Origin of the sequence: Streptomyces sp. T028, assembly GCF_048159505.1 — a bacterium.
GTDB lineage: Bacteria > Actinomycetota > Actinomycetes > Streptomycetales > Streptomycetaceae > Streptomyces.
This window is the reverse complement of sequence record NZ_JBLRVZ010000004.1, coordinates 201,037-224,169: the sequence shown is the minus strand read 5'-3', so window position 1 is coordinate 224,169 and position 23,133 is coordinate 201,037. Positions and strand designations below refer to the sequence as shown.

The 23,133-nt window shown below is 69.0% G+C and carries 24 protein-coding genes; 5 read left to right on the top strand and 19 right to left on the bottom strand.

Going from position 1 to position 23,133, the window contains the following annotated elements; translation table 11 throughout:
* Positions 1–486: 486 nt before the first annotated feature.
* The 5 genes from ACLZN2_RS04370 to ACLZN2_RS04350 all read right to left on the bottom strand — a co-directional run bounded on the left by ACLZN2_RS04370 (position 487) and on the right by ACLZN2_RS04350 (position 4,694).
* Positions 487–678 (bottom strand): hypothetical protein, encoded by a 192-nt coding sequence (locus ACLZN2_RS04370; RefSeq protein ID WP_416977001.1) that lies wholly within the window; start codon positions 676–678, stop codon positions 487–489.
* Positions 675–2,006, bottom strand: a complete 1,332-nt coding sequence (locus ACLZN2_RS04365) for a DUF2637 domain-containing protein (protein ID WP_416977000.1) — start codon at positions 2,004–2,006, stop codon at positions 675–677. The genes ACLZN2_RS04370 and ACLZN2_RS04365 overlap by 4 nt, the downstream gene beginning before the upstream one ends.
* A 95-nt stretch (positions 2,007–2,101) precedes the next feature.
* Positions 2,102–2,851, bottom strand: a complete 750-nt coding sequence (locus ACLZN2_RS04360; protein ID WP_416976999.1) for a WhiB family transcriptional regulator — start codon at positions 2,849–2,851, stop codon at positions 2,102–2,104.
* Positions 2,852–2,883: 32 nt separating this feature from the next.
* Complete coding sequence (locus ACLZN2_RS04355; RefSeq protein ID WP_416976998.1) at positions 2,884–3,639, bottom strand: ATP-binding protein; 756 nt, start codon at positions 3,637–3,639, stop codon at positions 2,884–2,886.
* A complete protein-coding gene (locus ACLZN2_RS04350; protein ID WP_416976997.1) occupies positions 3,636–4,694 on the bottom strand; it encodes a hypothetical protein in 1,059 nt (352 codons plus the stop codon). The genes ACLZN2_RS04355 and ACLZN2_RS04350 overlap by 4 nt, the downstream gene beginning before the upstream one ends.
* 810 nt (positions 4,695–5,504) lie before the next feature.
* On the opposite strand from ACLZN2_RS04350, the gene ACLZN2_RS04345 reads away from it, so the two are divergent.
* The gene (locus tag ACLZN2_RS04345) at positions 5,505–6,413 is read left to right on the top strand and encodes a helix-turn-helix domain-containing protein (protein ID WP_416976996.1); all 909 of its coding nucleotides are present in this window, start codon (positions 5,505–5,507) and stop codon (positions 6,411–6,413) included.
* Between the two features lie 40 nt (positions 6,414–6,453).
* Here ACLZN2_RS04345 and ACLZN2_RS04340 read toward each other — a convergent pair whose 3' ends face one another.
* Genes ACLZN2_RS04340 through ACLZN2_RS04330 form a run of 3 tightly spaced genes read right to left on the bottom strand, consistent with a single transcriptional unit; the run spans position 6,454 to position 9,392 of the window.
* On the bottom strand, positions 6,454–7,647 hold the full coding sequence (locus ACLZN2_RS04340; RefSeq protein WP_416977010.1) for an amidohydrolase family protein: 1,194 nt from the start codon (positions 7,645–7,647) through the stop codon (positions 6,454–6,456).
* 29 nt (positions 7,648–7,676) lie between these two features.
* Entirely contained in the window at positions 7,677–8,792 is a 1,116-nt protein-coding gene (locus ACLZN2_RS04335; RefSeq protein ID WP_416976995.1) for an MAB_1171c family putative transporter, read from the bottom strand.
* A gap of 3 nt (positions 8,793–8,795) precedes the next feature.
* A complete protein-coding gene (locus tag ACLZN2_RS04330) occupies positions 8,796–9,392 on the bottom strand; it encodes a hypothetical protein (RefSeq protein WP_416976994.1) in 597 nt (198 codons plus the stop codon).
* A gap of 584 nt (positions 9,393–9,976) precedes the next feature.
* Between ACLZN2_RS04330 and ACLZN2_RS04325 the strand changes: the two genes are divergently transcribed.
* Both ACLZN2_RS04325 and ACLZN2_RS04320 read left to right on the top strand, forming a co-directional pair.
* Positions 9,977–10,468, top strand: coding sequence for a pyridoxamine 5'-phosphate oxidase family protein (locus ACLZN2_RS04325; protein ID WP_416976993.1), 492 nt, complete (start codon positions 9,977–9,979; stop codon positions 10,466–10,468).
* A 252-nt stretch (positions 10,469–10,720) separates the two neighbouring features.
* Entirely contained in the window at positions 10,721–11,275 is a 555-nt protein-coding gene (locus ACLZN2_RS04320; protein WP_416976992.1) for a nucleotidyltransferase domain-containing protein, read from the top strand.
* A 66-nt stretch (positions 11,276–11,341) separates the two neighbouring features.
* Here ACLZN2_RS04320 and ACLZN2_RS04315 read toward each other — a convergent pair whose 3' ends face one another.
* From ACLZN2_RS04315 to ACLZN2_RS04280, 8 genes are all read right to left on the bottom strand, one after another.
* Positions 11,342–11,884: an NUDIX hydrolase gene (locus ACLZN2_RS04315; protein WP_416976991.1), complete on the bottom strand. Its 543-nt coding sequence runs from the start codon at positions 11,882–11,884 to the stop codon at positions 11,342–11,344.
* On the bottom strand, positions 11,881–12,366 hold the full coding sequence (locus tag ACLZN2_RS04310; protein ID WP_416976990.1) for an adenylyltransferase/cytidyltransferase family protein: 486 nt from the start codon (positions 12,364–12,366) through the stop codon (positions 11,881–11,883). The genes ACLZN2_RS04315 and ACLZN2_RS04310 overlap by 4 nt, the downstream gene beginning before the upstream one ends.
* Positions 12,363–13,403, bottom strand: coding sequence for a Gfo/Idh/MocA family protein (locus ACLZN2_RS04305; RefSeq protein WP_416976989.1), 1,041 nt, complete (start codon positions 13,401–13,403; stop codon positions 12,363–12,365). The genes ACLZN2_RS04310 and ACLZN2_RS04305 overlap by 4 nt, the downstream gene beginning before the upstream one ends.
* Positions 13,400–14,362, bottom strand: coding sequence for a hypothetical protein (locus ACLZN2_RS04300; protein ID WP_416976988.1), 963 nt, complete (start codon positions 14,360–14,362; stop codon positions 13,400–13,402). Before ACLZN2_RS04300 ends, ACLZN2_RS04305 begins: the two co-directional genes overlap by 4 nt.
* A 23-nt stretch (positions 14,363–14,385) precedes the next feature.
* A complete protein-coding gene (locus ACLZN2_RS04295) occupies positions 14,386–15,939 on the bottom strand; it encodes a hypothetical protein (RefSeq protein ID WP_416976987.1) in 1,554 nt (517 codons plus the stop codon).
* On the bottom strand, positions 15,936–17,318 hold the full coding sequence (locus ACLZN2_RS04290; RefSeq protein ID WP_416976986.1) for a nucleotidyltransferase family protein: 1,383 nt from the start codon (positions 17,316–17,318) through the stop codon (positions 15,936–15,938). The genes ACLZN2_RS04295 and ACLZN2_RS04290 overlap by 4 nt, the downstream gene beginning before the upstream one ends.
* On the bottom strand, positions 17,318–18,064 hold the full coding sequence (locus tag ACLZN2_RS04285) for a class I SAM-dependent methyltransferase (RefSeq protein ID WP_416976985.1): 747 nt from the start codon (positions 18,062–18,064) through the stop codon (positions 17,318–17,320). Before ACLZN2_RS04285 ends, ACLZN2_RS04290 begins: the two co-directional genes overlap by 1 nt.
* 147 nt (positions 18,065–18,211) lie before the next feature.
* On the bottom strand, positions 18,212–19,552 hold the full coding sequence (locus tag ACLZN2_RS04280; protein ID WP_416976984.1) for an aspartate aminotransferase family protein: 1,341 nt from the start codon (positions 19,550–19,552) through the stop codon (positions 18,212–18,214).
* Positions 19,553–20,158: 606 nt separating this feature from the next.
* On the opposite strand from ACLZN2_RS04280, the gene ACLZN2_RS04275 reads away from it, so the two are divergent.
* Together ACLZN2_RS04275 and ACLZN2_RS04270 are read left to right on the top strand one after the other, a co-directional pair.
* A complete protein-coding gene (locus ACLZN2_RS04275) occupies positions 20,159–21,508 on the top strand; it encodes an XRE family transcriptional regulator (RefSeq protein WP_416976983.1) in 1,350 nt (449 codons plus the stop codon).
* A 52-nt stretch (positions 21,509–21,560) separates the two neighbouring features.
* Entirely contained in the window at positions 21,561–21,902 is a 342-nt protein-coding gene (locus tag ACLZN2_RS04270; protein ID WP_416976982.1) for an SAM-dependent methyltransferase, read from the top strand.
* A gap of 35 nt (positions 21,903–21,937) precedes the next feature.
* On the opposite strand, the gene ACLZN2_RS04265 is transcribed toward ACLZN2_RS04270, so the two are convergent.
* From ACLZN2_RS04265 to ACLZN2_RS04255, 3 genes are read right to left on the bottom strand one after another with little or no spacing between them, the layout of a single operon-like run.
* A complete protein-coding gene (locus ACLZN2_RS04265; RefSeq protein WP_416976981.1) occupies positions 21,938–22,795 on the bottom strand; it encodes a hypothetical protein in 858 nt (285 codons plus the stop codon).
* A 20-nt stretch (positions 22,796–22,815) separates the two neighbouring features.
* Entirely contained in the window at positions 22,816–22,998 is a 183-nt protein-coding gene (locus ACLZN2_RS04260; RefSeq protein WP_416976980.1) for an NUDIX domain-containing protein, read from the bottom strand.
* Positions 22,961–23,095 carry a hypothetical protein gene (locus ACLZN2_RS04255; RefSeq protein WP_416977011.1) on the bottom strand — a complete coding sequence of 45 codons (135 nt, stop codon included), beginning with the start codon at positions 23,093–23,095 and terminating at the stop codon, positions 22,961–22,963. The genes ACLZN2_RS04260 and ACLZN2_RS04255 overlap by 38 nt, the downstream gene beginning before the upstream one ends.
* Between the last annotated feature and the right edge of the window lie 38 nt (positions 23,096–23,133).

Here is a 23,133-nt window from a genome sequence, read left to right as displayed (position 1 = left end):
CTCGCGGCTTGCTTGAGCCGGATGCGTTGAAAGGCGCACGTCCGGTTCTGAGGGGGCCGGGGCCCAGAGATGGGCTCCGGCTACCCGACCGCGTTGAGGTCGAGTTGGTTTCGGGCTCACCTGGCGCGGGGGTGGGGTTTGTCGTCGGGTTCGTCATCGGGTTCGGGGCCTCGTGGTGCGTATCTGGTGCTGGATTTCGGCGACGAGTTCGACCATGGCGGCTGGCCCATCTAGGACGCGGGCGGGCGATTCGGCACAGTGCTGGACGAGCCACTGGCCGTTCGGGGCCAAAACCGCCGCGTGCACAAGCTGGTGGCGGACCAGGACGTCCGCCCAGGCGGCTGCCTCGGCGCCGGTCGGGAGGGACGTGCGGTGGTTGCGGGAGTGGATGGCGGGTCCTCCATGGCCGGGCGGCGGCCCGGCACAAGTCCGGACCACCGCGTCAGAGGGATGAATCAGGGGGTATGACCTGCGGCTATGCGGGTGTCAGCCGCATAGAGGGCAGCGCTCGTAGTGCCTGCTGAGCGCTCTGGCCATGCGGCTCTTGACACCGTGGACGGTTGTCGCGCTGACCTTCCCCGCCCGTGTGCCCTCGTGGACCCTGGCATGGTTGCCCAGGTACGTGATGTCCCGCTCGTAGCCGCTCTTGATGCGGTCGAAGGATGAGCAAGTCTTCATCGGGTCTTCCTCGGTGTGCGGGGCAGGTGAGCGAGCGTCGGGTCCGCGTACAGGTGGTCCTGGAGCTCGCCGAACAGCTCGTTGCTGACTTTGATGTTGTGTTTGCGCAGGTGTGGCCGGATGGCCCTGCGGGTCATCCGCCCTTCTGCAAGGGCGGCCTTGCGGGCGACCTCGACCTTCACCTCCCACGGGACGTCGTCGTCCTGGTCCGCCGGGGCGGTCTGCACTGCAGGCGGGGCACCGTGCGGGCGCGTGGTCCGCGCGCCTTGCAGACCACCGGAGGAGTCGTCCTCGTCTTGGTCCGCAGGTTGGTCCGCGTGGTCCTGGGCAGGGCTGGTCCGCTGGTCCGGAGCCTCAGCGTCGTGGTCCGGGGGAGCGGATTGTGTCGACTGGCCCGTGGTGCGCAGAGTGTGGTCCGTGTCCTGCGGGTGGTCCTGGGCCTGCATCTGGTCTGCAGGTGAGTTGTGGTCCGTGCCCTCCCGATCGACCTCATCGACCGGTCCGCCGACGTGGTCTGCGCGCTCGTGGTCGGCGGGCCGCTTCGGCTCGGCAGCTGCGTGACCTGCGGTGTTGCTGGTCCGCTCCTTGCGGACTGTCTCCTGCAGACCGGGACCAGTTGCCTGGTCCGCAGGTTGGCCCGCGTGGTCCGGCACGGCGTTGGCCCGCTGGTCCGGAGCCTCGGCGTCGTGGTCCGCGGGATCGGAGCCCGTCGGCTGGTCTGTGGTTTGCAGACGAACCTGCCCACCTGCCTGGTCCCCGGCATGGCCCTGGACCGTGTGCTCCGGACCAGACTGGTGCGCTGGTCCGCCAGTGCTGTCAGCAGGAGGCCGGTGGTCCGCGCTGGCCCGCGCCAGAGGCACGGCTTCCTCGTTGCCGGGGGTACGAGGTGTGCCGGGGCCGGCCTTGGCTGACGCAGTGGTCTGGGCTGGAATCAGGGTCCGGTCCGCATTGACCGTGGCGCCGAGATGGACGGCCAGTGCGGCGGCCAGTGGTGGCACGGCCGACACGGCGATCACCAAGTAGGGGCTGGTTATGAGGTGCCCGGTCGACACCAGGTGGCCGACCGCGTTGAGGATGACGGACACCGCGACGGTCGTGAGCGTCAGCACCTGGCCGAGCTTTCGGCCGACGCCTGCCGCGATCCAGGCGAGGCCGGCGACGAGTGCCAGGGCATCGACGCTCACGGGGAGGGACCAGGCGAGCACGGCGCCCCAGCCCACGGCGCGTCCGAGGGCGGCAAGGGTGTCGGCGCTGGCCGCCATGGCGACGACGGTGACCAGGGTGGCGCCGACGACGATCAGGATGCGCTGGGTCTTGGTGGTGCCCACCTGCTGGACTCTTTCGTCGGGGTGGTTGCGATCGTGAGGCGCTTCTTCGCTCCGTCCGGCAGCGGCTGCGGCGGGAGGTGCAGCGGTGGGGTGGGTCATGCAGCCTTTCCGAGCGCGGTGATTAGGGCGGACGTGTGGACCTGGCGGGGCACGGGCGAGGTGGTCACCTCGGACTCGTCTCCGTCCTCCCCTTCGTCCTCGGGGTGCTCCTCATCGGTGGCGTCGGTCTCCTCGTCGTAAAGGCCCCAGTAGCGGTCGCGATCCGTGACGTCGTGGGCGGCCTGCCGCATCAGGTCCTTGGCCCACTCGAGTTCGAGCTGGAGCGTGTAGGCGAGGCGCTCGACCGTCCATCCGCGGGCGTAGGCGTGCCGGACCACTGCTTCGCGCTCGGCTTCGCTGAGGTGCACATCCCGCCCCTGGAAGGCGGCTAGCACCCGGCTGTAGTCCAGGCGCTTGCTGACCCTGGCGTGCCAGCGGCGGCGCTCGGCCTCGGTCAGCCCGCCCCACATGCCGTGGCGGATCTCGTTGTCGAGGGCGTAGTTGAAGCAGTCCTTCTTGACCGGGCACCGGCCGCAGATGGACTTGGCCTCGGCGATGGCCGCGTGGCTGCGGGGAGCGTGGAAGAACAGCTCGTCGGCGTCCTCGGCGGGCATGCCGTAGCACAGGCCGCGGGCGTGCCAGCTGTGGTCGGCGATCCCGCGCAGCGTCGGGCGCGCGGTGTCGTTCGTGGTGATGGTGCGCAAGGAAGTCTCCGGGTACGCCTCGGTGGGGCGCGCGGTGCCGACGGCGGGTGGATACGGCGCGGCGCGGTGGTGAGGCGGGGTGAGGGCGCGGCGGTGCCGCACCGGAGGTGGCGTCAGGGGGAGGGGGCCGGGTTTCAGCGGCGGAGGAAGCGGCGGTCCGGGCCGGTGAAGTGGACCGGCGTGCACATGCCGGACAGGCGGGACAGGACGCGGTCGCCGATCTTGTCGCGGAGGACCGGCTGCTGTGGGGGCACGCTGCGGTCGCGGACGGGCGGCAGGTTCGTGGTGAAGATCGTCGGCAGGCGGTTCTGGCAGCGCCAGTTCACCAGCCGGAAGGTGATCTCCTCCGTCCACTCCGAGCCCTTGGCGGCGCCGAGGTCGTCGAGCAGCAGCAGCGGCACCCGCACGATCCGGCGCAGCATGTGCTCCGGGTCGACACCGGCCTGCGGGCGCATGTCGGCATACAGGTCGGCGGCGGTGGCCGCGTGCCAGGTCACGCCGCACCCGGCGGCGGTCAGGGCCCGGATCGCCCCGTACGCCTGGTGGGTCTTGCCGGCCCCGGTGTCGCCCCACAGCAGCAGCGACGGGCCGTGCGCGATCCGCCGGCGCCCGGCCGTGCCGAAGTGCGGGTTGAGTCCGCCCGCGTTCGGCTCGACGGCTGCCTCGGTGATGGTGCGCACCCAGGCGGCGACGTCGGGGTGCTCGACCACGGCGTCGCGGTAGTCGACCGGGATGCGCTCCTGGGCGGCTTCCAGGGCCGGGATCGGCTCCGGGGTGTCCGGCAGCGGCGCGGTCGGGTCGATGCCGCGTTCGGCCAGCTTCGCCTCCAGGCGGGCACGGAGCCGCTCTCCGATGGCGGGCTGCGGGTCGGCGAGGTGTGCGCGGGTCACAGGCGGCCTCCGAACGTCGTCGGCTCGGTCGGGTTGAGGTACGGCGTGTAGCGGGAGGAGTTGGTGCTGGCCCAGGGCCCCGCGCCGGAGGCGGACGACGGCACCGAGGCAGCCTGCGGGGCAGCGTTGACGACCTCGTTGACCAGGCTCGGCAGCACGCTGGGGTGCAGCCCCTTGGCCCGCAGCCGCTCCAGTGCTACGCGGATGTCCTGCGGCTCGAAGCGCTCATCCAGGAGGACCTTGACCTTGCGCCCCAGCAGCCCGAGGAAGTCCTCCGGTGGTCGGCGCTGACAGTCCCGGATGTACTCGGCCACCAGCTCCTTGGCGGAGACCGATCCGGGGACGGTGTCGGGTGTGGGCGCCTCGCGCCCCGTAAGGAAAGATCCAGGATCCAAGATCCTAGATCCAGAGCGGGAGTCCTCCGGTACTCCTCCCGTAGTCCTCCCGGAGCCCTCCGGGAATGCCACCCCACCTGCAGTTTTCCCGGACGGTGCCGGAGCAGGGACAGCGAGCCCGTCGGGAGGCCCAGACGCAGGTTCACCGGCGCCGGGGGCGGACTCAGCAGGGGCGGTGGCGGCGGGAATGGGGCTGTGCACCGCTCCCTGCGGGCTCCCGGAGTCCTCCCGGAGGTTTCCGGGAGACGTCACGGAAACTTCCGTGCGCGCCGTGGAGCAATCGCCGGTCTGGCACTTGCCGCACGGCTGACTGCCCTGGTGGCTGGGGCAGCGCGGCACACGGGACGCCGTGGGCTTGTTGATCTTCTGGTGCTGCTCCCACGTCACGACGTGGAGCCACGTCCGCCCGTCACATCCGGTGTAGCGGCAGATCAGCCCTGCGGCAGCCAGTTCCTCCAGGTCCTGGGCGACGTCGGCGGCCGTGTGCTCCGGGCGTAGGGCCCACAGCCGACCGGCGATGATCGCCGGGTGGTCGCGGTGACGGCCGGAGTCGTCGGCCTGCGTCAGCAGCCCGATGAAGGTGAGCATGGCGGTCACCGAGCACTCGGCCAGTGACTCGGACTCGAACATCTCGGGCTTGACGGTACGGATGCGTGCCATCAGGCATCACCGCCACTGCGATGCACCGACGGCGTGAAAGGGGCACAGGCTGCCGCGCCGGCCAGGCACAGTGGCCTTTTGCGCAGGGCAGTCGACATGCGAAACTCTCCTGTGAAGTGAACCCGCGCCGGTACGCCCCGTGGAAAGGGCCGGTGCGGTGATGGGTGAATCTCCCGCCCTTGCACAGGCAGGAGTGTCATCTCGCGATCGGCGTCTGTGAGTTGCACGCTCCCAGACGCCGACGCTGTTCTCCGGGCCGTAGCCCTGGGCTCGGGGCGGTGCGCGTCGCAACGCTTCTCCTCTCGTGCAGGTCGCAGCGGGGCCGGTGCCCCGCGGGGGGACCAGCAACATACGTGTGACCTGGCACGACATCCAGACTTAGCTCTTGAATCCTCTACAACTTGTCGCGGCACCGCCGAGGGCGGGCCGCCGAGGCGGAGCGAAGCGAAGGGGCGGCGGTCCCCGGAGTCACACGGCGCACGCCTCGAGCGGGTTGGCCGCTCGGCTTAAGAGGTGCTGCGGCATGGCTCGGACTTTCTGACGGGGATTGGGAGAACGGGCTGCCCGCTGCAGGGCGGGGCGCTACCGGCCCCGGACACGCAGATGGAGCACGCCGCGCCGTCGCGAAGAGGGGACCTCTCGCACGAGGTGTGGGCCTCACCGCAGCCAGGAGGGGCTGGTGGGGAGGCCGAAACCAGAGGCCCAGCTGTATGCGAAGGCACCCTGTTTTCGCTACGCTGAAGCTATTCCCAGCCGAAGAAAAAGTCAACAAGATGCATTCGCTTCAACTTGCAGAAAAAGCGAGGTCTGATGCCTGCCCGTCACTTCGACCGACACCGTGCTCGCGCGGTACGGCGAGCTGCCGACATCCTCCAGAGCGAGGTGGCGGCAGAGCTGGGCGTGTCCGACTCCGCGGTAGCGAACTGGGAGGCTGGCCACTCCTCGCCCGATCCGGAGAAGCTACCCGCATACGCGGCGGCGCTCAGGGGCGACCTCGACGATCTGTTTCCCCGTACCGGCCTGCCCGACCTGGCTGACCTGCGCTGCGATGCCGGCATCTACCAGTACGAGACGGCCGCGGTGATCGGAACCAAGAGCGCCGGCCCGGTCGCGGGAGCCGAACGAGGTGACCGCCGGCTCAAGGACAAGTACGTCCCACCCCTGGCAGCGAAGTACTGCGTCAGCGAAGCGGAGCTGCGCCGGGCCGAGGACCGTTCCATGGCCGCCGCGGAGGCGAGAAAGAACGGCACGGCGGCAGAGCCGGGAGCCCAGGAAGCTACTGCCGCGGAGTTCAGCGGACCGCCGGGATCCCTCGCCGAGAAAATCACGCTGATTCTGCAGCGTTCGTATCCCGGTCCACAGGGACCCCCCTCGGACGCCGAGATGGCGGCCGACGTGAATGCCCATGCCGGGGCGGCGATCATCACCGAGGGGGACTTCGCCGATCTGCGGACCGGTGTCACGGACACGGCGCCGCCCGCGGTCCTGGACGCGCTGGCCGCCGTGATCGGCGTGTCTCGGATGTACTTCGAGCCGGACGAGGCTGTGGCCGCCCAGGTCTATGAGGGGCTGCAGTTGCTGGCCGCCGCGAAGAAGGGTGCCGTGGGCCGTGTGAGGGCCCGCGGCCTGGGCTCGCGGGGCCTGTCGCCTAAGGCGCTGGCGCTGGTCAACGAGCTGGTGGCGGAGCTGGAGGAGAAAGAAGCGGACACGGGCAAGTAGTCCGGCCCGCAGCCCTTGAGGTTGCGGGCCGGTGGCGTGGCTACTGCTTCTTCTGTGCCGGAGAGTCCGGCTGGTGCACTCGTCCTGCCGCGATCACAGTGCGGATCTGGCGGAGGGCGCTGAGGTCGTCCAGCGGATCTCCGTCGACGACCAGCAGGTCCGCGATGAGTCCGGGCGCGATCCGGCCCGTCTTCTCGCCCAGCCCGAGGGCTCCGGCCGCGTCCGCGGTGGTCATGTCGAGGATCCTGCTGTTGGGCAGGCCCAGATGCTTGTAGAAGGCGAGTGCTGGCACGAGCCCGTCGAACCCGGCTCGCTGCACGCCGGCGTCTGTTCCGGCAACGAGCTTGGCGCCGGCCTCGGCCATCTCCCGGACAAGGGCGAACATGGCTGCCGCCCGCTCCTCGCCGAAGAACTTCGGTAGCATCTGCCAGTGCGGGCTGACGGCCGGGCAGACCACGATGCCCTGGTCGATGATCTTCTTCAGGACGTCCCGACGAAGATCGAAGCCGTCACTCGTCATCCAGGTGCAGTGCTCGATGGTGTCCACGCCGGCGTCTACGGCCGCGCCGATACCGTCCGCTCCGTGAGCATGCGCGGCCACCGGCACGCCGGCCTGATGGGCTTCGTCCACCAGGGCCTGGAGTTCCTCCGTGGAGAACTGGCTCTGCCAGCTCTTCGGCCCGTCCTTGGTCAGGCCGCCACCGGTCACCATCGCTTTGATCACGCCGGCGCCGGCCGCGAGGTTGCGCCGCACGAGATCACGGACCTCGGCCACGCCGGAGACCTCACCGCCCAGGAAATAGCAGTGGCCTCCGGGTGGGGTCGCCGGTGTGCCCGCGGCCACGATACGAGGGCCGGGAGTGCTGCCCCGGCTGATCTCCTCGTTGAGGCGGAAGGCCAGGCCGCCTCGGTCGCCCAGGTCGCGGACCGTCGTCACACCGCTCAGCAGGAGCTGTTCCGCGCGCCGGCGCATGTCCTGAAGCAGTCTCTCGTCGCTCGACGCTGCGAGGGTGGCCACAGGCTCGCTGCCACCGTCGAACGCGAGATGTACATGCGCGTCGATCAGTCCGGGCATCACCGTTGCGTCGGGAAACGCCAGGTGCGTGCCGTCGGCGCGGTCAGCGAGGTGCGTGCGCGGCCCGACTTCGGTAATCGAGTCGCCCTCGACGAGGACAGCGCCGTCTTCTAGGTACGTCCCGGAGCCGGTCAGGACCCGGCGGGCGGTGATCAGCATCACGTCTCGTCTCCCTCGCTCTTCCACGGTCACGCGGTCAGCCGGAGTGCTTCGGACACCGCGATCAGCTGGCGGACATCCGCATTCCGGTCGTCTTCCTGCGGCACCGCCAGGGAGACTGCCTGCCCCGGCGTCGGGTCGCCGTTCTTGATCATGGTTACGGCGGATCGCAGGCGCTGGGCCAGCTGAGTCGGCTCAAGGTCCAGCAGGTCGGTGCCGTCCTCGCCGCGCACCAGGTAGGGGCTGATGTCGACGAGTCCGTCCCGGCATTCCACTATCCGCCGGTGGTAGCGGCGGTGCACGCCGCGCGCCCGCCACCGGTCCCAGAGCCCGCGGGAAGCAGGGCGCAGCTCATTCTCGGGGTAGACCTCAATCAGCAGCTGCCACAGAGGGGTCAGCCGACGGTGATCTCGCCGCCGGTGCAGCCACAGCCGCGTCGCCGTGATCCTGGCGCGGACTCCCGAATAGGTGATGCCTGCGACGAAGAGCAGACTCGACACCACCAGCCCGACCGCCACGCTCACCGTGAGCTGGTGCGGCACGGACCCCCCGCTCCACCGGACGGCGACGAAGACCGCGCGGACAGCGCAGGCTACCGCCATTGCCCCGAGGCCGATCGCGGTCATCCACAGCCCCGTAGCGTGCGGGCGCTGCGACATGCGGGCATAGCGGGCGGACCACCATCCGGCAGCCCCGAGCGCGTACATCAGATACAGGCCGGCGCCGACGTAGAAGAAGGCGACCTGGGAGATCGTCATGTCCGCCGTGCTGAATGAGCCGGCCAGTGCCTCGTGCGGCACGCTCACGGCCGCCAAGGTGATCGCCACGGCGACCACGGTCACGACGATGGCTTCCCACCGGGCGCGGCGCCGCGCCGCCTGCCCGTCGGCCGAGTACAGGTAGAAGCACATCAGGAAGTAGACCGTCCCCAGCAGCAGGACGTTCTGGACCAGCTTTGCCGTGCCGTGCCCGGCGACGGTGTCGATGCCGGTGCTGCCCCCCGGCATGGCTACCGGATAGGACAGGCCCGCGCTCAGGAGGGAGAGGGCGACCGAGCGGGTGGGCGCGTCGTGTGGGGCACGCGACCACAGGTAGAGCCGCCATATGACCGCAGCCGCGATGATCAGCAGGAGTATCTTGGTCACGGACTACAACCACCCTCGCCGGTCGCCTAGGGCGGACTGAACCCGACGTACCTCCGGGTCTTCCGACAGCGGGGGGAGTTCGTCGAGCACCGAGGACCACTCCAGGATGATCGTGGCTGCGAGTTCGACCGAGCACTCTTCCTGGTCCTCGTACGAGCAGCGGCGGGCGACCCGCCGGATCAGCTTGGGATCGAGGACGGGGATGAGGGTTGCCCAGCCCTCGACGAAGTCGTCCGGGGATTCCTCCGGCGTGGCTTGGTCCTCCTCCCATTCGGCGACGAGGATGTGGAGGATCTCGTGGAGGATGATCTGCCGCTGGTGCAGCCGGGTCGTCTCCTGCTGGTACAGGATCACGTCCATATCCGGCATATCGATCCACAGTCCCGAGGGCCCCGGCTTCTCCAGCGGGAAGGGGCGCAGGACGATCGGGCGTCCACGCCTCTCGCTGAGCGCCCGGACCAGCTCCTCCAGGTTCAGGGGAGGCTGTATACCGAGCTCTCGAAGTTCTCGCCGCAGGCGGCGGTGCAGTTCCCGCTCTACCGCCCGCTTGTCGGCGGTACGCCACCGCCCCAGTCGGCGACGGCTTGCTGAGCGTTGCACAGGCCCCTTGGGGTCTGCCGCGCTGCGGTCATGTCTTTCCGACCACATCAGTAATCCCCTTCGCGCCAGCCGTTGATCGCGCCGACACGAAGCCGGGCGCCGACCACGCCCGTGTCGACAGCATCCAGTCCCCTCTGCACAGCGCGGCCGCAAGTGGTCACGGGCGTCCAGGGCAGCGCGTCGTTGGTCGCGAGCGGCCGGGCCGTGAATCGCAGGACGCGTTCCCCAGGACTCCCAAGCAGCGAAAGATCACTAGCGCGAACGACCAAAGAAGCAAAGTCATATGCCGTCGGCATGCATCGGGAACGCCATCGGACATTACGCGAAGCTCGAATCGGCGCAAGGTTCTGAGTCACTGCTCACGTACCGGCGGTGTTGAGTGTGAGGTCGCCACAAATCGGCACACGTTGCTCTGGATCATGGCTTGAAATTGGGCCTCGCGCGCAGCTCGCAAGCGCCACAATCACAACGAAGATCAATCACATCCGTTATGAATCTGAGACTTTTCATCTGACCTGAAAGCGGACATCGATCTATCAAAGCGGCAATGTGGTTCTGCTTGGAGGGTTGGCTCTGGTGTGGAAGTGGTCACTTTTGAGCCAATCGAGGTGCCGATCGTCGGTAGCCTCCAGGCTATGGCTAGTGACATATCCAGTCAGGCTCCTGGCTACTTGGAGTTCTGGACTGAGTACCATCTGTGCACGTTGACGACGATGCGCTCCGACGGCAGCCCGCATGTGGTGCCCGTGGGTGTCACTCTTGACGCCGATGCGGGGGTAGCTCGCGTTATCACACGCAAATCAAGTAGGAAGGTCGCCAACATCCAGGCGTCACGTCCTGGCGAAGCCCGCGTCGCTGTCTGTCAGGTCGACGGGGGACGCTGGGCCACCCTGGAGGGCAGGGCCGAAGTTGTCACCGACGCTGCCGCTGTCGATGACGCAGTGGCCCGCTACGCCGAGAGGTACGGCAGAATGCCAGGCCCCGATCCCGAGCGCGTGGTCATCGAGATCAAGATCGAGCGGGCTATGGGGCTGGTCAGCCATACCCGCCCCATGTCGACGGAAGGCGCCGCCTGAGCCGTAGCGCACATTGCGGACCAAGACGCTGTCCACCAAAACTCCCGCCCGGACGATCGTCGGCGCAGTACACAGGAGGGCGAGCAACCGCTTTCGTATTCAGCGCGATGCGCTGAGTCGGTCTTGTGCTATCTCGCCGCGAGCCGCGGGCAGTTCGTTGTAGGCGATCTTGGTGTCTCTCCCCGGGATCCGGTCTGGTGAAGCCGTAGTGATCGCCGGATTTGGGGTCGGGCTGGCCTCTACCCTGATGCGGTGAGCCACTATTCGATGTCAGCCAAGGATGTAGTCGCGCTTGTGGAGCGGCTCGACGCGCACGGCGTAGATGCGTGTATCGGGGGCGGATGGGGTGTGGATGCGCTGCTCGGGGAGCAGACGCGAGAACATTCCGACCTTGACGTATGGGCGCCGGCCGCACATCTTGAGCAGTTGTTCGTCGCGTTCGTTGAGGCTGGTGTCGACCGGATCTTTCCGTGGCCTGGCGACAGGCCGTGGAACTTCGTCTTGCACGACGGTGTTCGGCTGCGGATCGACTTGCACCTCTACGAGCCGCTCGCGGACGGATCGCTGCATTACGGATCCGTGGTGGGGGGCGGTCCCTTTCCGGCTGAGGCCCTCGCCGGACGTGGTTCGATTGCCGGAACTGCAGTGCGTTGCGAGTCGGCGGAGTGGGCGGTGCGCTGGCATACCGGCTATCCGGCTCGTGATGTCGATCGCCACGACGTGCCCTTGCTGTGCCAGCGGTTCGGTATCCCTGTGCCTGAGGGCTTCGGGCCGCTTGAGGAGCGTTCCCCAAGCGGCCCGGCGTAGACGCAGGTGATCCTTCTCGATCGGGTTCTCCTCGTGCCCGACGCGGGACGCTCAGGCTTCTGAGTTCTAGCGGAAGTCGGCGTGATGTCGGGCCTCGCGTAGCAGGGCGAGGAAGGGCAGCCAGGTGCTGGTCGCGCACCGTTGCCGGACCTGCGCAGGGGTGAACCATCCGGCAGGCCCGCACTCCGAGTCCGGGGGTGGGTCCACCGGCGGATCGGCGAGGCCGGTCTGCGCGGTGAACATCAGCGTGTACGACACCGGGTACGGGTACGAATAGCTGGCTGGCGGTTTCTCGTGCAAGGTGAACCGTTGCCATCCGAGCAGCGCCAGCGCCTTGGCAGGTACGAGAAGCCCGGTCTCTTCGCTGATTTCTCTCGCTGCGGCCTGCCGGGCGTCCTCACCCGGGTCGATGTGACCGCCGGGCACGTCCCAGCCCCGTCCGGGAAGGTTGACGTGCGTCAGTAGCAGGTGGCCTTGAGTCTCGGATACGAGGCCGAAGGCCGCGGTGGTCAGGTGCTGTGGTGGGGATAAGCCTGCGCTGACCACCTCCATCAGATGCGGCACCGGGATCCATGAGGCGCTGCCGGTGGCGATGACCTTCTCCGTCATACATTCGCTCGCAGGGTGTCGACGAGCCTGGTCGTCGAGTACGGCGTATTCCGGTCGATCGCGTGCACCTGTGCCGCGACCTCGACGGCGGAGGCCACTTCGCTCGGGTACGCGGAGATGCTCGCGCGCGCGGTGGCGAAGACCTGCGGACGCAGGAAGCGGATCTGACGGTCGGCGGTGGGCTCGTCGTAGAGGAACACCCGGTCGACGCACTTCAGGGCGCCCACGAGGGTGACGCGCTCGCGTTCGCCGACGATGGGCCTGTTGGGGCCTTTGAGGTCCCGGACGGACTGGTCGCTGTTCACGCCGACGACCAGGAGGTCACCGAGCCGTCTTGCCTGCTCCAGGAAGCACAGGTGTCCGGCGTGCAGGAGGTCGAAGCAGCCGGTGGCGAGCACGGTCCGGTCGCCGGGCCGGCTGCTGAGCCAGTCCCGGATGTCGTCGAGTGTCGCCGGGCCGGTGCTGAATTTCGGCGCTGTCATCGCGCGGCGCCCATGAGCAGGTTCTGTGCCGGCGCCAGCTCGACCCAGCGGCCGTCGTCGGCGGCCGAGGCGTAGGCCGCGTCGATCACCAGGGAGGTCGTCAAAGACTCGGCCAGCAGCGGTGCCGCCTGTTCCGGGTGCCGGGTCTTGACCAGGAAGTCGGCGAACATCGCGGCGAACCAGTCGGGGTGCCTGGGGTCGTCGAAGTTCGATCGCAGGGCCGCACGGTGCGGCTGGCCGTTCAGGCTGTACTGGACGTCGTCGTTCTCCACGGTGACCCAGCCGCCGCTGCCGATGATCGAGTAGTAGCTGTTGCGGTAGCCGGCCGACCAGGTCACATCCAGTTCGATCTGGACATCGTCGTCGCACCGGATGATCAGCTTCGCGGTGTCCTCCGTGCCGGTGTGCCCGTCGGGGCGCAGGGAACCGATCAGGCAGGACACGGCCAGCGGCGTGCGTCCGGTCAGGTGGGTCGCCAGGTACACGCTGTGGGGACCGTGGTCGCGGAGGATCCCGCCACCGGCGATGACCGGATCGCGCCGCCAGTGCGGGTTCCACTCGGGGACGCCAACGGCATGGCCCTGGCGCAGGGTGCGGAAGCGGGCACTCAGGACGTCGCCGAAGCCGGGGCTCTGCACGACCCGTTCCATCTCCGTCAGGATGGGCGCGAACTTGTAGTTGTGGCAGGGGTAGAACACCTTGTCCGAGGCCGCGATCTGGTCGAGCACGCGGTCGTAGCGGCCCTCGTGCGGCATCAGCACCGGCTTTTCGCACAGCACGTGCAGACCATCGCGCAGCCCGCGCTCGATGTAACCGGCGTGGCTGTTGGGCGGCGTGCAGATGTCGACGAAGTCGACAGCCTCGTGGTCGATCATCTCCTCGTAGGTGGCGTAGGCGCGCAGCCCGGCGCTGCGGGCGGCTGCCGCGCGTGCCGGGGTGGGGTCGACGGCGGCGATCACGTCGATGCCCGCAGTGTTGCGGTATCCGATGGCGTGACCGGTCGCGATGGTTCCGTAGCCGATGAGGGCGCCCCTCATGATGTACCTCCGTCACAGAGCAGTTGGAGAAGCTGGTCGCGATGTGCGGTGAGCTGGACGTCCGAGCGCACGCGGTAGGTGGGGCAGTTGGTAACCGCCGCGTGCAGCTGCGCGCGCATCCGTCCGTAGTGCGTGGAGAAGGCCCGGTAGTCGCCGCCGCACAGGTCCAGCAGGTCCTCTTCGAGCCGGTAGACGTTGAGCCCGAAGGCGAATTGTTCGACGATGCCAGCCGCCTCGGCCGGGGGCAGTCGGTGCACGTCGTGTTCGCCAGGGGCGCGGAAGTCGGCGATCCATATGGCGCGCAGGGGCACCGCGGCGCCCGCGTGGTGGGGGAACGCGTCGTACGGGTCGACGAGGCGCTCGCGTGGGTCGAGGGCCGCGGTAGTCGCCGCCTGGTCCAGCCAGGGGCCGGGCCGCATCCGCATGGTGCTCGCGACTCCCTGGACGGCGCCGCTTTCGAGGACCACGTGTGAGTTGGTGATGAACGTCGCGCCGTTCCGGCACAGCCCGGTGACCAGGACGGACTTGCCAGCGCCACCGCGGCCGACGACCAGCGTCGCCGCGTCGCCGACCGCGAGGGCGGCTGCTTTGAGGAAGAGCCCACCGGTGGCGGCGGTGTGCCGAAGGAGCAGGTACTTCACGATGTACGGCCAGACCAGCCGTTGAAGGTGGTCCCCCACGAGCACGATCCGGTTGCCCGAGCTAGACATCCGCACCGGGGGGCCGAAATGGTCGGTCACGTAGTAGCCGGAGGCGAAGTTGAGGGCGCGCGCCGTGGTGTCGGCGGGCAGGCCGGGATCGGCGTCCGACAGGCACCACAGTTCCACGTCCGGCACGGCGCCGACCGGCATTCGGGCGGCGCGGCTGAAGTAGTGCAGCGCGGGGAAGTCGGGCACGTCGCTGGCGATGCGCAGGGTGAGAGGGCCGACGCGGACGACCTGATCCGTGCGTAAGGACACGGACCCGAGCATGGGCGGGTGCGTCATCGTCCTTCCTTTCCCAGGGTCGTGCAGGCCGACCGGAAGTGGTCGGGATCCTGCCGGGCGGTGTCGAGGGCGTCGATGCGGTCCACCAGTGCGCGGATTGCCGCGTGCGGCGCGGTGACGGGCCCGGTGTCGTTGCCGGCGAGAAGCTCGGCGACCTCGGCGACGACGAATTGGCGTTCTGCCTCGTCCACCGCGTCGGCCACGGCCTGGACCGCCTCGTTGAAGCAGCCGTGCCGGCGGCCCGCGATCAGGATCTCGGTGGTCTTGCGGTCGTAGTCGTCCGCGTCGGTGCGACCGGCGCAGCTCAGGTAGTGCTCGACACGGAAGTTGACCAGGCCCGGATATCGGGGCAGCCCGGTGACGGGGTCGAGGTCGGGTGACCGGACCTGCCAGATCTGCCGGTCGGCCTGGTTGTAGGTGCCCAGGTCCGGGTCGGTGACACCGCGTCCGGCGAGAACCGCCGTCACCTCCGGGCGCGGCGGGAACTGCACCGGGCCGGGCGCATTAAGGTCCCAGGCGTCGGGGTCCAGGTAGCCGTGCAGGCATGCGCGGACCTGGGCTTCGGGGCACAGGACCCCGAGTTCTTCGACTCCGATCTGACCGCGGCAGTAGGCGACCCGGTCCCCGTGCGGTACAGGGCCTTTGCCCGGGACCTGTGTCTTCTCGAAGTCGACGAGATAGTGCCGGCCGTCGTGCACGAGGACGTTGCGGGGACTCAGGTCGCCCCAGAGGATGCCGCGGTCGAGGAGGGCGTCCATCAGATCCCGGTAGTCGCGCAGCAGCGACGTGTGCTCGCCCGGCGCTAGCAGCATCGACTCGGCGGTCTCACCGGGCACCCACTGCCAGACGGCGTAGACGTGCCCGGTGGCGCCGTCCCGGATGGTCGCGATCAGTGGTGCGAGCTGAAGACGCAGGTCCCGACCGAAGGTGACCGGGCCGGCGAGCCGGGAGGCGATGGCGCGGTAGGCGAACTGTTCCTGGGCGAACCGGCCGGGTTTGGCCGGGTTGGCGCGTTTGCTGATCACTCGGGTGCCGTCGGGCAGACGCCACGACTTGACGATGCCCTGGCGCAGGCGGGCGTTCGGTCCGGGCACCTCGTGCTGGCTCTCCACGAAGTCCGAGAAACCCGTGCCGAAGTGGTGCAGCAGGGCACCGATCATGTCCCGGCGCCCGTGATCGGGTACGTATGCCCGGGTACGGTCGTCGGCCGCCGTCAGCACCCGTCCCAGGTCGCCCGTGAGGCTTGCCTCAGCCGTGCCAGGGCGGGCGAACCGGCGCCGCCCGATCTCGTGCTGCAACCGGGCGCGCTCCTGAGCGTTCCCGGAGGACGCCAGGCGTTCACACAGCCCAACGACGCCGTCGGGCGAGTCCGGCCGCAGGTAGACCGCGACCAGGCGGCAGTCCCCGGTGACCTCACGCAGCCGGGCCGCCACCGCGGCGGCGCGCGCCGGCAGCTCCGCCAGCCGCTCACCGATCAGGGCCTGGACACTCGCTTCGACCCGCCCGGTCGTGTCCCAGGAGTATCCAGGCAGTTGAGCGGCGCGGATCACCGGACACCCACCCGAGCCGCCGACTGCCAGGTGGCGGGACGCAGCACCGCCGACAGCAGCGCTCCGGAAGCGTCCTGCTCGGCCACGCCGACCAGCATCTCGCCGCCTGCGCGGGGGACGCGGTAGCGCAGCCGGACGCGCCGCCCGGTCAGCAGGTCACAGGTGTCGTGGCCGCCGACAGCGGTCAGCTGTCCATCGGACAGGACCCACTCCGTTCCGCTCGCTCCGAAGTCGACCCGGCCGCGTTCGGTCGCCGCGTCGGTTGATTCCGGCAGGCCGACCATGACCGTCACCAGGTCGCCGTCGCGGCTGACCTCAACCGTCCAGGGCGGCGCCGGGCGGCCGGTGTCCAGTTCGATCCGACTTCCGAGCAGGGGGTTCACGGCGGCGGGGTCGAACCAGCCGGGCAGGAGCAGCGTCTCCTCGTCGACCGGAAGCCGCGCCCAGAAGTCCCACCACAGGCAGCGGGGAAACGGTCCGGTGCCAGCCGGTACGGGCAGCGGATTCCTCCCGAGGAGCACGGTCGAGGCCCAGCCCGCCCAGCTCACCGCGTCCCCCGCGTCCAGCTCCGCGACCAACGCGAGGAACCGTTTCGTATCGAATGCCTCGTGCTGGACCAAGGCGTGCACGTCGGCCAGCTCGGCCAGCTTCACGTACGGCTTGGCGCGATGCGACAGAGACCACATGTTGGTGAAGTTCAGGAAGGCGTGGGCGCAGAGCACGATCGCCAGCAGGCAGGGGTCGGGAACCTGGACCCGGCCCACCGTGACGGTGCCGCCGTCGACCATCCGGCCGTGCCGGATCGGGTGCATCGAGGGAGCACGGCGCGGCTGATACCAGGTCTCCCGCTGCGGGGGTGTGAGGTCCGCGTTCCGCACCGCACCGTAGCCGGGTACCGGAACGTAGGCGTGCACGTCGATCTCGACGCCCTCACGGGTGAATTCGCCGAGTTCGTGGAGGAACGGTTCCCGGGTGCGCTCGTAGCCGAGCCGGGTCAACGTCTCGATCAGCGGCCCCCCGTCGGCACAGACCAGGTCGATGTCCCCGCACCGCAGCAGGTGCTTGTCACCGGTGAGCAGCCCGGTCGCGATCCCTTTCACCAGAACCGGTGGGGGCTGCTCGCCGAGCGCGGCCACGATCCGGTCGACCGCACGGATGTGGGCCTCGGCGAGCGCCTGGGTGTCGGAATGCATCGCCGCTACGGGCCCGCCGAGCCGGTCGCGCAGCCATGCCGGTCCCGTGGGAAGGCGCCGGGCCAGACGGCCGCTGAGCGCGTGCTGCCCGATCAGGTCGAGGAGCTCACGGTCGTCGAAGTCCTGGTCCTCCGGGAAGTCGGGCGCACCGGCAGCCCACCGCAGGACCTGCGTGACGGCGCACATCACAGCACCACGAAGGCGGGGTACGGCGACTGCGGAAACCGCTGGACGCGGTGGCCGGTGAGGTCGATCGCGTTCTTCAGCGCCACGGTCTCACCGGGGAAGTCCGGGTGCGTCAGCTCGTCGAAGGTCAGGACGCTGCCGGCGGGCATGTGCGGGCGAAGCAGCTCCAGGCACTTGCGGGTCGGATCGTGCAGGTCCATGTCGAAGTAGGCGAGCGCCACGATCGTCTGCGGGTTGCGTTCCAGGTAGGCGGCCAGCTGCTCCGGAGCGTCGCCCTTGCACAGCTCGAAACGCTGGATGTGCGCCATCGGCGCCTCGGCCTCGTGTAGGCGCAGGACCTGTTCCAGGTAGTTCTCGTAGCCGGGCGTGACGCTCATGCTGCCCGGGAAGACGCGGTCGGAGTCGCCGTCCTGGGGAGCCGGGTCGAGGAAACCGGTGAAGGTGTCGAACCCGACGATCTTCCGGTACATGTTGGTCGGCTCGTGGCGGGCACGCAGCGCGTTGAACACGGACAGGTGGCGGCCCCAGCGGACGCCGAACTCGACGATGATCCCGTGGACGCCGAGGATGTGCCGGTAGAGCTGGTCGAGGGTGAGGATCTCGTTGATGCGCTGCGGGCGCATGAAGACTTCGAGGTGGTCGAGCAGCGCCTCCTCGGGGATCGGTCGCTCGGCGAACAGCTCCATGAGCCGGTTTCTGGTCGCCTGTTCCGTGTCGGAGGGCGCGATCAGCCGGGTTGTCGTCACTCGTGGTCTCCTCAGTGCTTCGGCCGAACCTTGTCGGCGAGTTGCGAAGGAATCTGTGCCGTCGCGGGCGGGCAACCGTCGACGGGCAGGCTCGCGCCTCGACGTCGGCGCCGGGGTGCGAGCCCGGGGGCGGGGCTTCGGCGTTGATCAGACGGCGTGTGTCGCGAGCACCTCTTCGAGCACGGCCAGCGCCTGGTCGCATCCGTGCAGCGCGAACTCGATGTCCTCGCGGGTGTGGGCGGCGGACAGGAACCACTGGTGGCTCGGATGCAGCAGCACCCCGTGCCGCGCCGCCTCGGCGGCGAAGGCCGTGCTCAGCCGCTCGCGCAGGACCGGATCGGGGTGGGTGAACTGAAGGAACGGCATCGGCGGGTACCCGACCACCCGGGCCGGCACCTGATGCCGCTCGACGAGCGCCGCCAGGCCGTCCTGGAACGCGGCGCCGGCCTTCCAGATCCGCTCCAGCGCGTCGGTGTCACGCAGGATCCGGATCGTGGCCAGTGCCGCGGCCATCGGTGCGGGGTCCGCGTAGAACGTCGACGAGATCCGGGTGCGGGCCAAGGCCGACAGCACGTCGGCCCGCCCGACGACGGCGGAGATCGGATGCCCGTTCGCCATGGCCTTGCTGAACGTGCTGACGTCCGCCTGGACGCCCAGGAGCCCCTGAGCACCGGACAGGTCCACCCTGAACCCCGAGCGCATCTCGTCGAGGACGAACAGCGCCCCGTGCTCGTGTGCGATGTCGCGGATCTTCTGCAGGTGGCACTCGGGCGCCGTCTCGTCGCCGAACGGCATCATCAGCACGCACGCCACCTGCCCGGGATGACGGGCGAACGCCTTCCGCAGCGTGCGCAGATCGCTGTAGTCGAACAACATCGTGTCGGCGCGGGTCGCTTCCGAGATGCCCGCCGGGGTACCGGCGGCCCAGTCGTGCCAGCCGTTGTAGCCCCAGCGGATCACCTTGTCGCGCCCGGTGAAGATCCGGGACAGCCGTACCGCCGTACTCGTCGCGTCGGACCCGGTCTTGAGCAGGTATGCCATCTCCGCGCCGGGTACCACCGAGACCAGCAGGTCGGTTAGCTCGCTCTGGCGGCGGCTCCACAGCGGAGCGATGCAGTTCCCGTTGTGCAGTTCAGCGAGTACCGCCTCGGTCACCCGCTCATCGGCATGCCCGAGGACGACGGGCCCGTACCCGAGGTTGAAGTCGACGTACCGCCTCCCGTCCAGATCCCACAGGTAAGCCCCGGCAGCGCGACTGAAGTAGCGCGGGTAACGGGTCTGTCCGCTCGCGCTCGGTCCGACCACGTCACCCCTGGTGGCCGCCCGCGCATCCGTACAAGCGCTCTGGGCGTGCCATCGGTCGTCGAGCGCCATGCTCGCGCCCGTGGCGGTGGGCCTCCGCCCACGGCTCGGAGGGGAACTGTTCGTCGGCGGGGCCAGGGACTGCGCCAGGTGAGAAGAGGCCACGGCCTCGTCGGCGGCGTTCATCTGGTTTCCTTCCGGTGTGGAGTGCAGGGCGCAGCGATGCCGCTGACCCGGCCAGTTCGGCGGTGCAGAGCAAGGGGGGCCGGCTCGTGGCGTGAGCGCCGGCACCCGGTATGGCGCGCAGCTCCAGGCAGCGGATCCAGTTCGCGAAGCGGTCGGCTCACTCGCCGGTGGCGACTCCCGCCCGGATCCGGTCCGGGCCATCAGGAGATCCGCCACCGTCCGGGCAGGAACGGGACCGGGCTGCCAAGTCCAGCCGGGCGCCGCTCGGTCGGCAGCCGATCCTTGATCAGCCGCTCGCCGATGACGGCAGGGGGCTCGGCAGGATCCAGACGCTGAACGCCCAGCCCCGTACACGTGGTGTCGAGTCCGCGACACTGCAGAGAATCGGCAGGTTGATCCACTTTCCTCCCCCTTGCTCCGCGTTCGGTGCACGACAGAGAACCGCAAACGGGGCCCGGGGAGTAGTCGTCCGCGCGGTTTACGGGGTGGACGGGGTGTACGTACGCGACTCGGTGTACCTACACCAGGCTTCACCCGCGTCAGGTGTCGATTCGCAGCGCCTCGCGCTAGCGTCAACAGACGCGTTGTGCGCCCGGAAGGAGTGCCGTGGTGGAGCCACAGCCGGTAGGTGCAGCACCGCTTGCCGTCCTCCTGAAGCAACTCGGGATGAAACCCGAACAGCTCGCCGCGCGAATCAACGAACTGCGTGCCCGTCGCGGGTTATCGGCGCTGCACCTCAAGAGCGCGTACCCGTGGATCAGGCCGGTGCCAGTCCGACCTGACAAGGCCAATCAGGCGGACGCACTCGCCGTGCTCAGCTTCCGAGCCAGACGCCGTGTGACGGCCCAGGAACTGGGCTGGGACGGGCCACGACGCCGCCAGAACAGACCTGTCCGTCAATGCCTGGACACCCCCGGCGATGCCGCCTTGCCCGACCTGCTCCATGAGATCAGCATGGGAGACCCCGACTCCATGGACCGCCGTACCCTCCTCAGCGGTGCCGCTGTCACAGCGCCCGGCCTGGCACTGCTCATGTCCGGCGGGGCTCTGAGAGCCGCACAGGGTGGCGACCGCCTCTCTCCCCGCCTGGTCGCCAGCATCGAAAAAGGCGTCCAAGAGCTACGCGACCTGGACGACACCGAAGGCAGCTCCAGCAATCTCGATTGGGCGCACGGACTGTGGCAGAGCGTGGCTCGCGTCGTCATCAACGCCCGCTACCGCAATGCCGAGGCCGACCGTCTGCACACAGCCTTCATCGAGGTCTGTGAGCAGTACGGGTGGATGCTGTTCGACGCGGACCGCCATGCGCAGGCGCAACGCGTTTACCAGACCGGACTACGCATGGCCCGCGAGGTCGGACCGGCCGGTCCTGCCCGCTTCGCGGCGCACAACCTCCTCGCCTCGGCCGCTTACCAGGCATCCTGGATCGGGCAGCATCAGGAAGCCAAGACGCTCCTCGACGTCGCCTCCCACGGCGATCTCCCACTCCGCGTGCGCGCGGTCATCGCCGACCGGGAAATCTTCGCTGCAGGACGCCGTGGCGACACCGACGCGCTCAGCAGGGCACGCGACCAGGGTCACGAACTCCTTCAGGACGCCGGCACAGACGGGCCCTGGTGGTCACAGTGGCTCACCCCACACGCGCTCGATGCAGCGACCGGCCGCGCCTGGCTCGCCGCGCGCAAGCCAGAGGACGCAACGCCCTACCTCAAGCAGCGTTTGGCCATGACTGGCCCTGCCTACCCCCGCGATCACATGCTCGCGACGCTTGACCTGGCCGATACCTATCGCGTCTCGGGCGACATCGACGCCTGCACCGCACTGGCCCTGCAGGCGACCCAACTCACCGATGGCGTCGAATCGGCCCGTGCGCAGTCCAGGCTTCGAGAGGTGGCTGCCGCACTGCAACCGTACGAGGACCATCCAGGAGTCCGTGATCTCATGCACGTCGTATAGGGGGCTCAAATGCCACCCACCCGACACGATCCGGCGGTCTGCGACGGCCACCTTGGACTTCGAGCAGCCGATCGCCATCACCATGCCGGGCGTCCTCAACTTCGTCATGGACATCCACGAAGCGGTCACTGTCGTATGGCGGTTGATGAACGCCGCACCATCCGGCAGACACCTCGTGATCTCCCACCCCACCACCGAGGTTGACGGCGAGGCGATGACCGCGGCCGTTGACTACTGGAACGGCCGAGGCTCGGCCCCGATGACGCTGCACAGCCACGCCGACCTCGCACGCCTCTTTGACGGCGTCGAACTCCTGGACACCCGGGCATCGTCTCCTGCTCCTGTTGGCGCCGTGCAGCCACCGACGTCACTCACTTCGGCGGCGTCGGGCTGAAGCGGTAACCCGAGGGCACGAGGTCAGCTGCAGCGTCAGGGGCCGGTGGCGTGACCGGCGGGACGGAGGTGGGCGAGCGCCTTGTCGTCTGCGACTTTGTAGCGGGGATAGCGGCGGCCGGCGGGATCCTCCAGCGTCTCCAAGGCGTGGATCGCCCGGACAGCCTTGTCGGGGCCGTCGGTTCGGCTGGCATGGGCGAGGTGATTCCATGTGGGAAACAGGCCGTAGTCCTCGACGGCGGCGCTCACTCCGTCTGTCATCACCAGGATCTCGGTGATGTCGGCGGTGCGCCACGAGCACATGAGCGCGTGGTGGGCGGCCTCCGGGTCGGCCTCGGCAACCCAGTAGCCACCGGGCACATTGAGGTGACGCAGCTGGTGGTCCCTGAGTTTTTGGAGCAGGGCGCGGTGCTCTGGTGCCGTGAAGCCCCGGCCGGCCCGCAGCCGGGACCTGTACTCCTCGTACTCCGGCCGCCCGGCGACCAGCTCGGCGAGGCGGTTGTCTCGTACCGCGTCGATACTGCCGTCGACGGTGAACACGATCACGGGACTGTCCGCCAGGACGAGCGCGTCGACCTGCTCGCCGCGGTCACGCACCATGGCGACGGTGGCAGCAGGGGAAGAGCCCGGAATCAGGCCGTGTCTGCTGACCACGGCAGAGATGGCCCGTTCGAGCACGTGCCGCAGGTCCGCGCCCGGATCGTCGGCGAGACCCGCGATGAGATGTCCGCCAAGAGTCTCGGCGTACCAGCCGCCGCGAGGCTCGTCGTCGGAGAGGGTGCTCACGCCGTCGAGGACGACGACAGCCCCGGGGGTTTGGAAGATCCGGTCTTCGCTGGGGCGGTCTCCGCCTGGAAGCTCTCCGGTCGTCACGGAGAAACTGGTGTGGATCATCTGCACAACTTTCCTGGGTGTCAGGGGTGGTGAATGCGGGCCGGTTCGCGGGAGCAGTCCAGCCGAGGCGCCCGCCCCGGTGCCGGCGGGACCAGGCTGGGAATCTGCAGGCCCGACTCTTCCAGCAGTTCGCGGGCGATCGCCTCATCGAGACTCTCGCCGGGTTCAGGGTGGAACGCCGGGCAAGGACCACTGCCCGGCACAGATGTTCTTGTTGGCGTCACGCAGGTGGAGCAGCTGGCGGCCGTCGTGGCGGATCAGAAGCGCCGTGGCGGTCGTGGGCACAGCCGCTGGAGCCATGGAGTTCTCCATCCGTACGCACGGGGTGCGAGGGCCCG

What these genes read in the sequence shown, in the direction of transcription:
- ACLZN2_RS04265 (WP_416976981.1), bottom strand. Translation starts at nt 22,795, where the DNA reads ATGATCCACACCAGTTTCTCCGTGACGACCGGAGAGCTTCCAGGCGGA.
- ACLZN2_RS04315 (WP_416976991.1), bottom strand. Translation starts at nt 11,884, where the DNA reads ATGACGGAGAAGGTCATCGCCACCGGCAGCGCCTCATGGATCCCGGTG.
- ACLZN2_RS04255 (WP_416977011.1), bottom strand. Translation starts at nt 23,095, where the DNA reads ATGGCTCCAGCGGCTGTGCCCACGACCGCCACGGCGCTTCTGATCCGC.
- ACLZN2_RS04345 (WP_416976996.1), top strand. Translation starts at nt 5,505, where the DNA reads ATGCCTGCCCGTCACTTCGACCGACACCGTGCTCGCGCGGTACGGCGA.
- ACLZN2_RS04310 (WP_416976990.1), bottom strand. Translation starts at nt 12,366, where the DNA reads ATGACAGCGCCGAAATTCAGCACCGGCCCGGCGACACTCGACGACATC.
- ACLZN2_RS04350 (WP_416976997.1), bottom strand. Translation starts at nt 4,694, where the DNA reads ATGGCACGCATCCGTACCGTCAAGCCCGAGATGTTCGAGTCCGAGTCA.
- ACLZN2_RS04280 (WP_416976984.1), bottom strand. Translation starts at nt 19,552, where the DNA reads ATGAACGCCGCCGACGAGGCCGTGGCCTCTTCTCACCTGGCGCAGTCC.
- ACLZN2_RS04290 (WP_416976986.1), bottom strand. Translation starts at nt 17,318, where the DNA reads ATGTGCGCCGTCACGCAGGTCCTGCGGTGGGCTGCCGGTGCGCCCGAC.
- ACLZN2_RS04305 (WP_416976989.1), bottom strand. Translation starts at nt 13,403, where the DNA reads ATGAGGGGCGCCCTCATCGGCTACGGAACCATCGCGACCGGTCACGCC.
- ACLZN2_RS04340 (WP_416977010.1), bottom strand. Translation starts at nt 7,647, where the DNA reads ATGCTGATCACCGCCCGCCGGGTCCTGACCGGCTCCGGGACGTACCTA.
- ACLZN2_RS04370 (WP_416977001.1), bottom strand. Translation starts at nt 678, where the DNA reads ATGAAGACTTGCTCATCCTTCGACCGCATCAAGAGCGGCTACGAGCGG.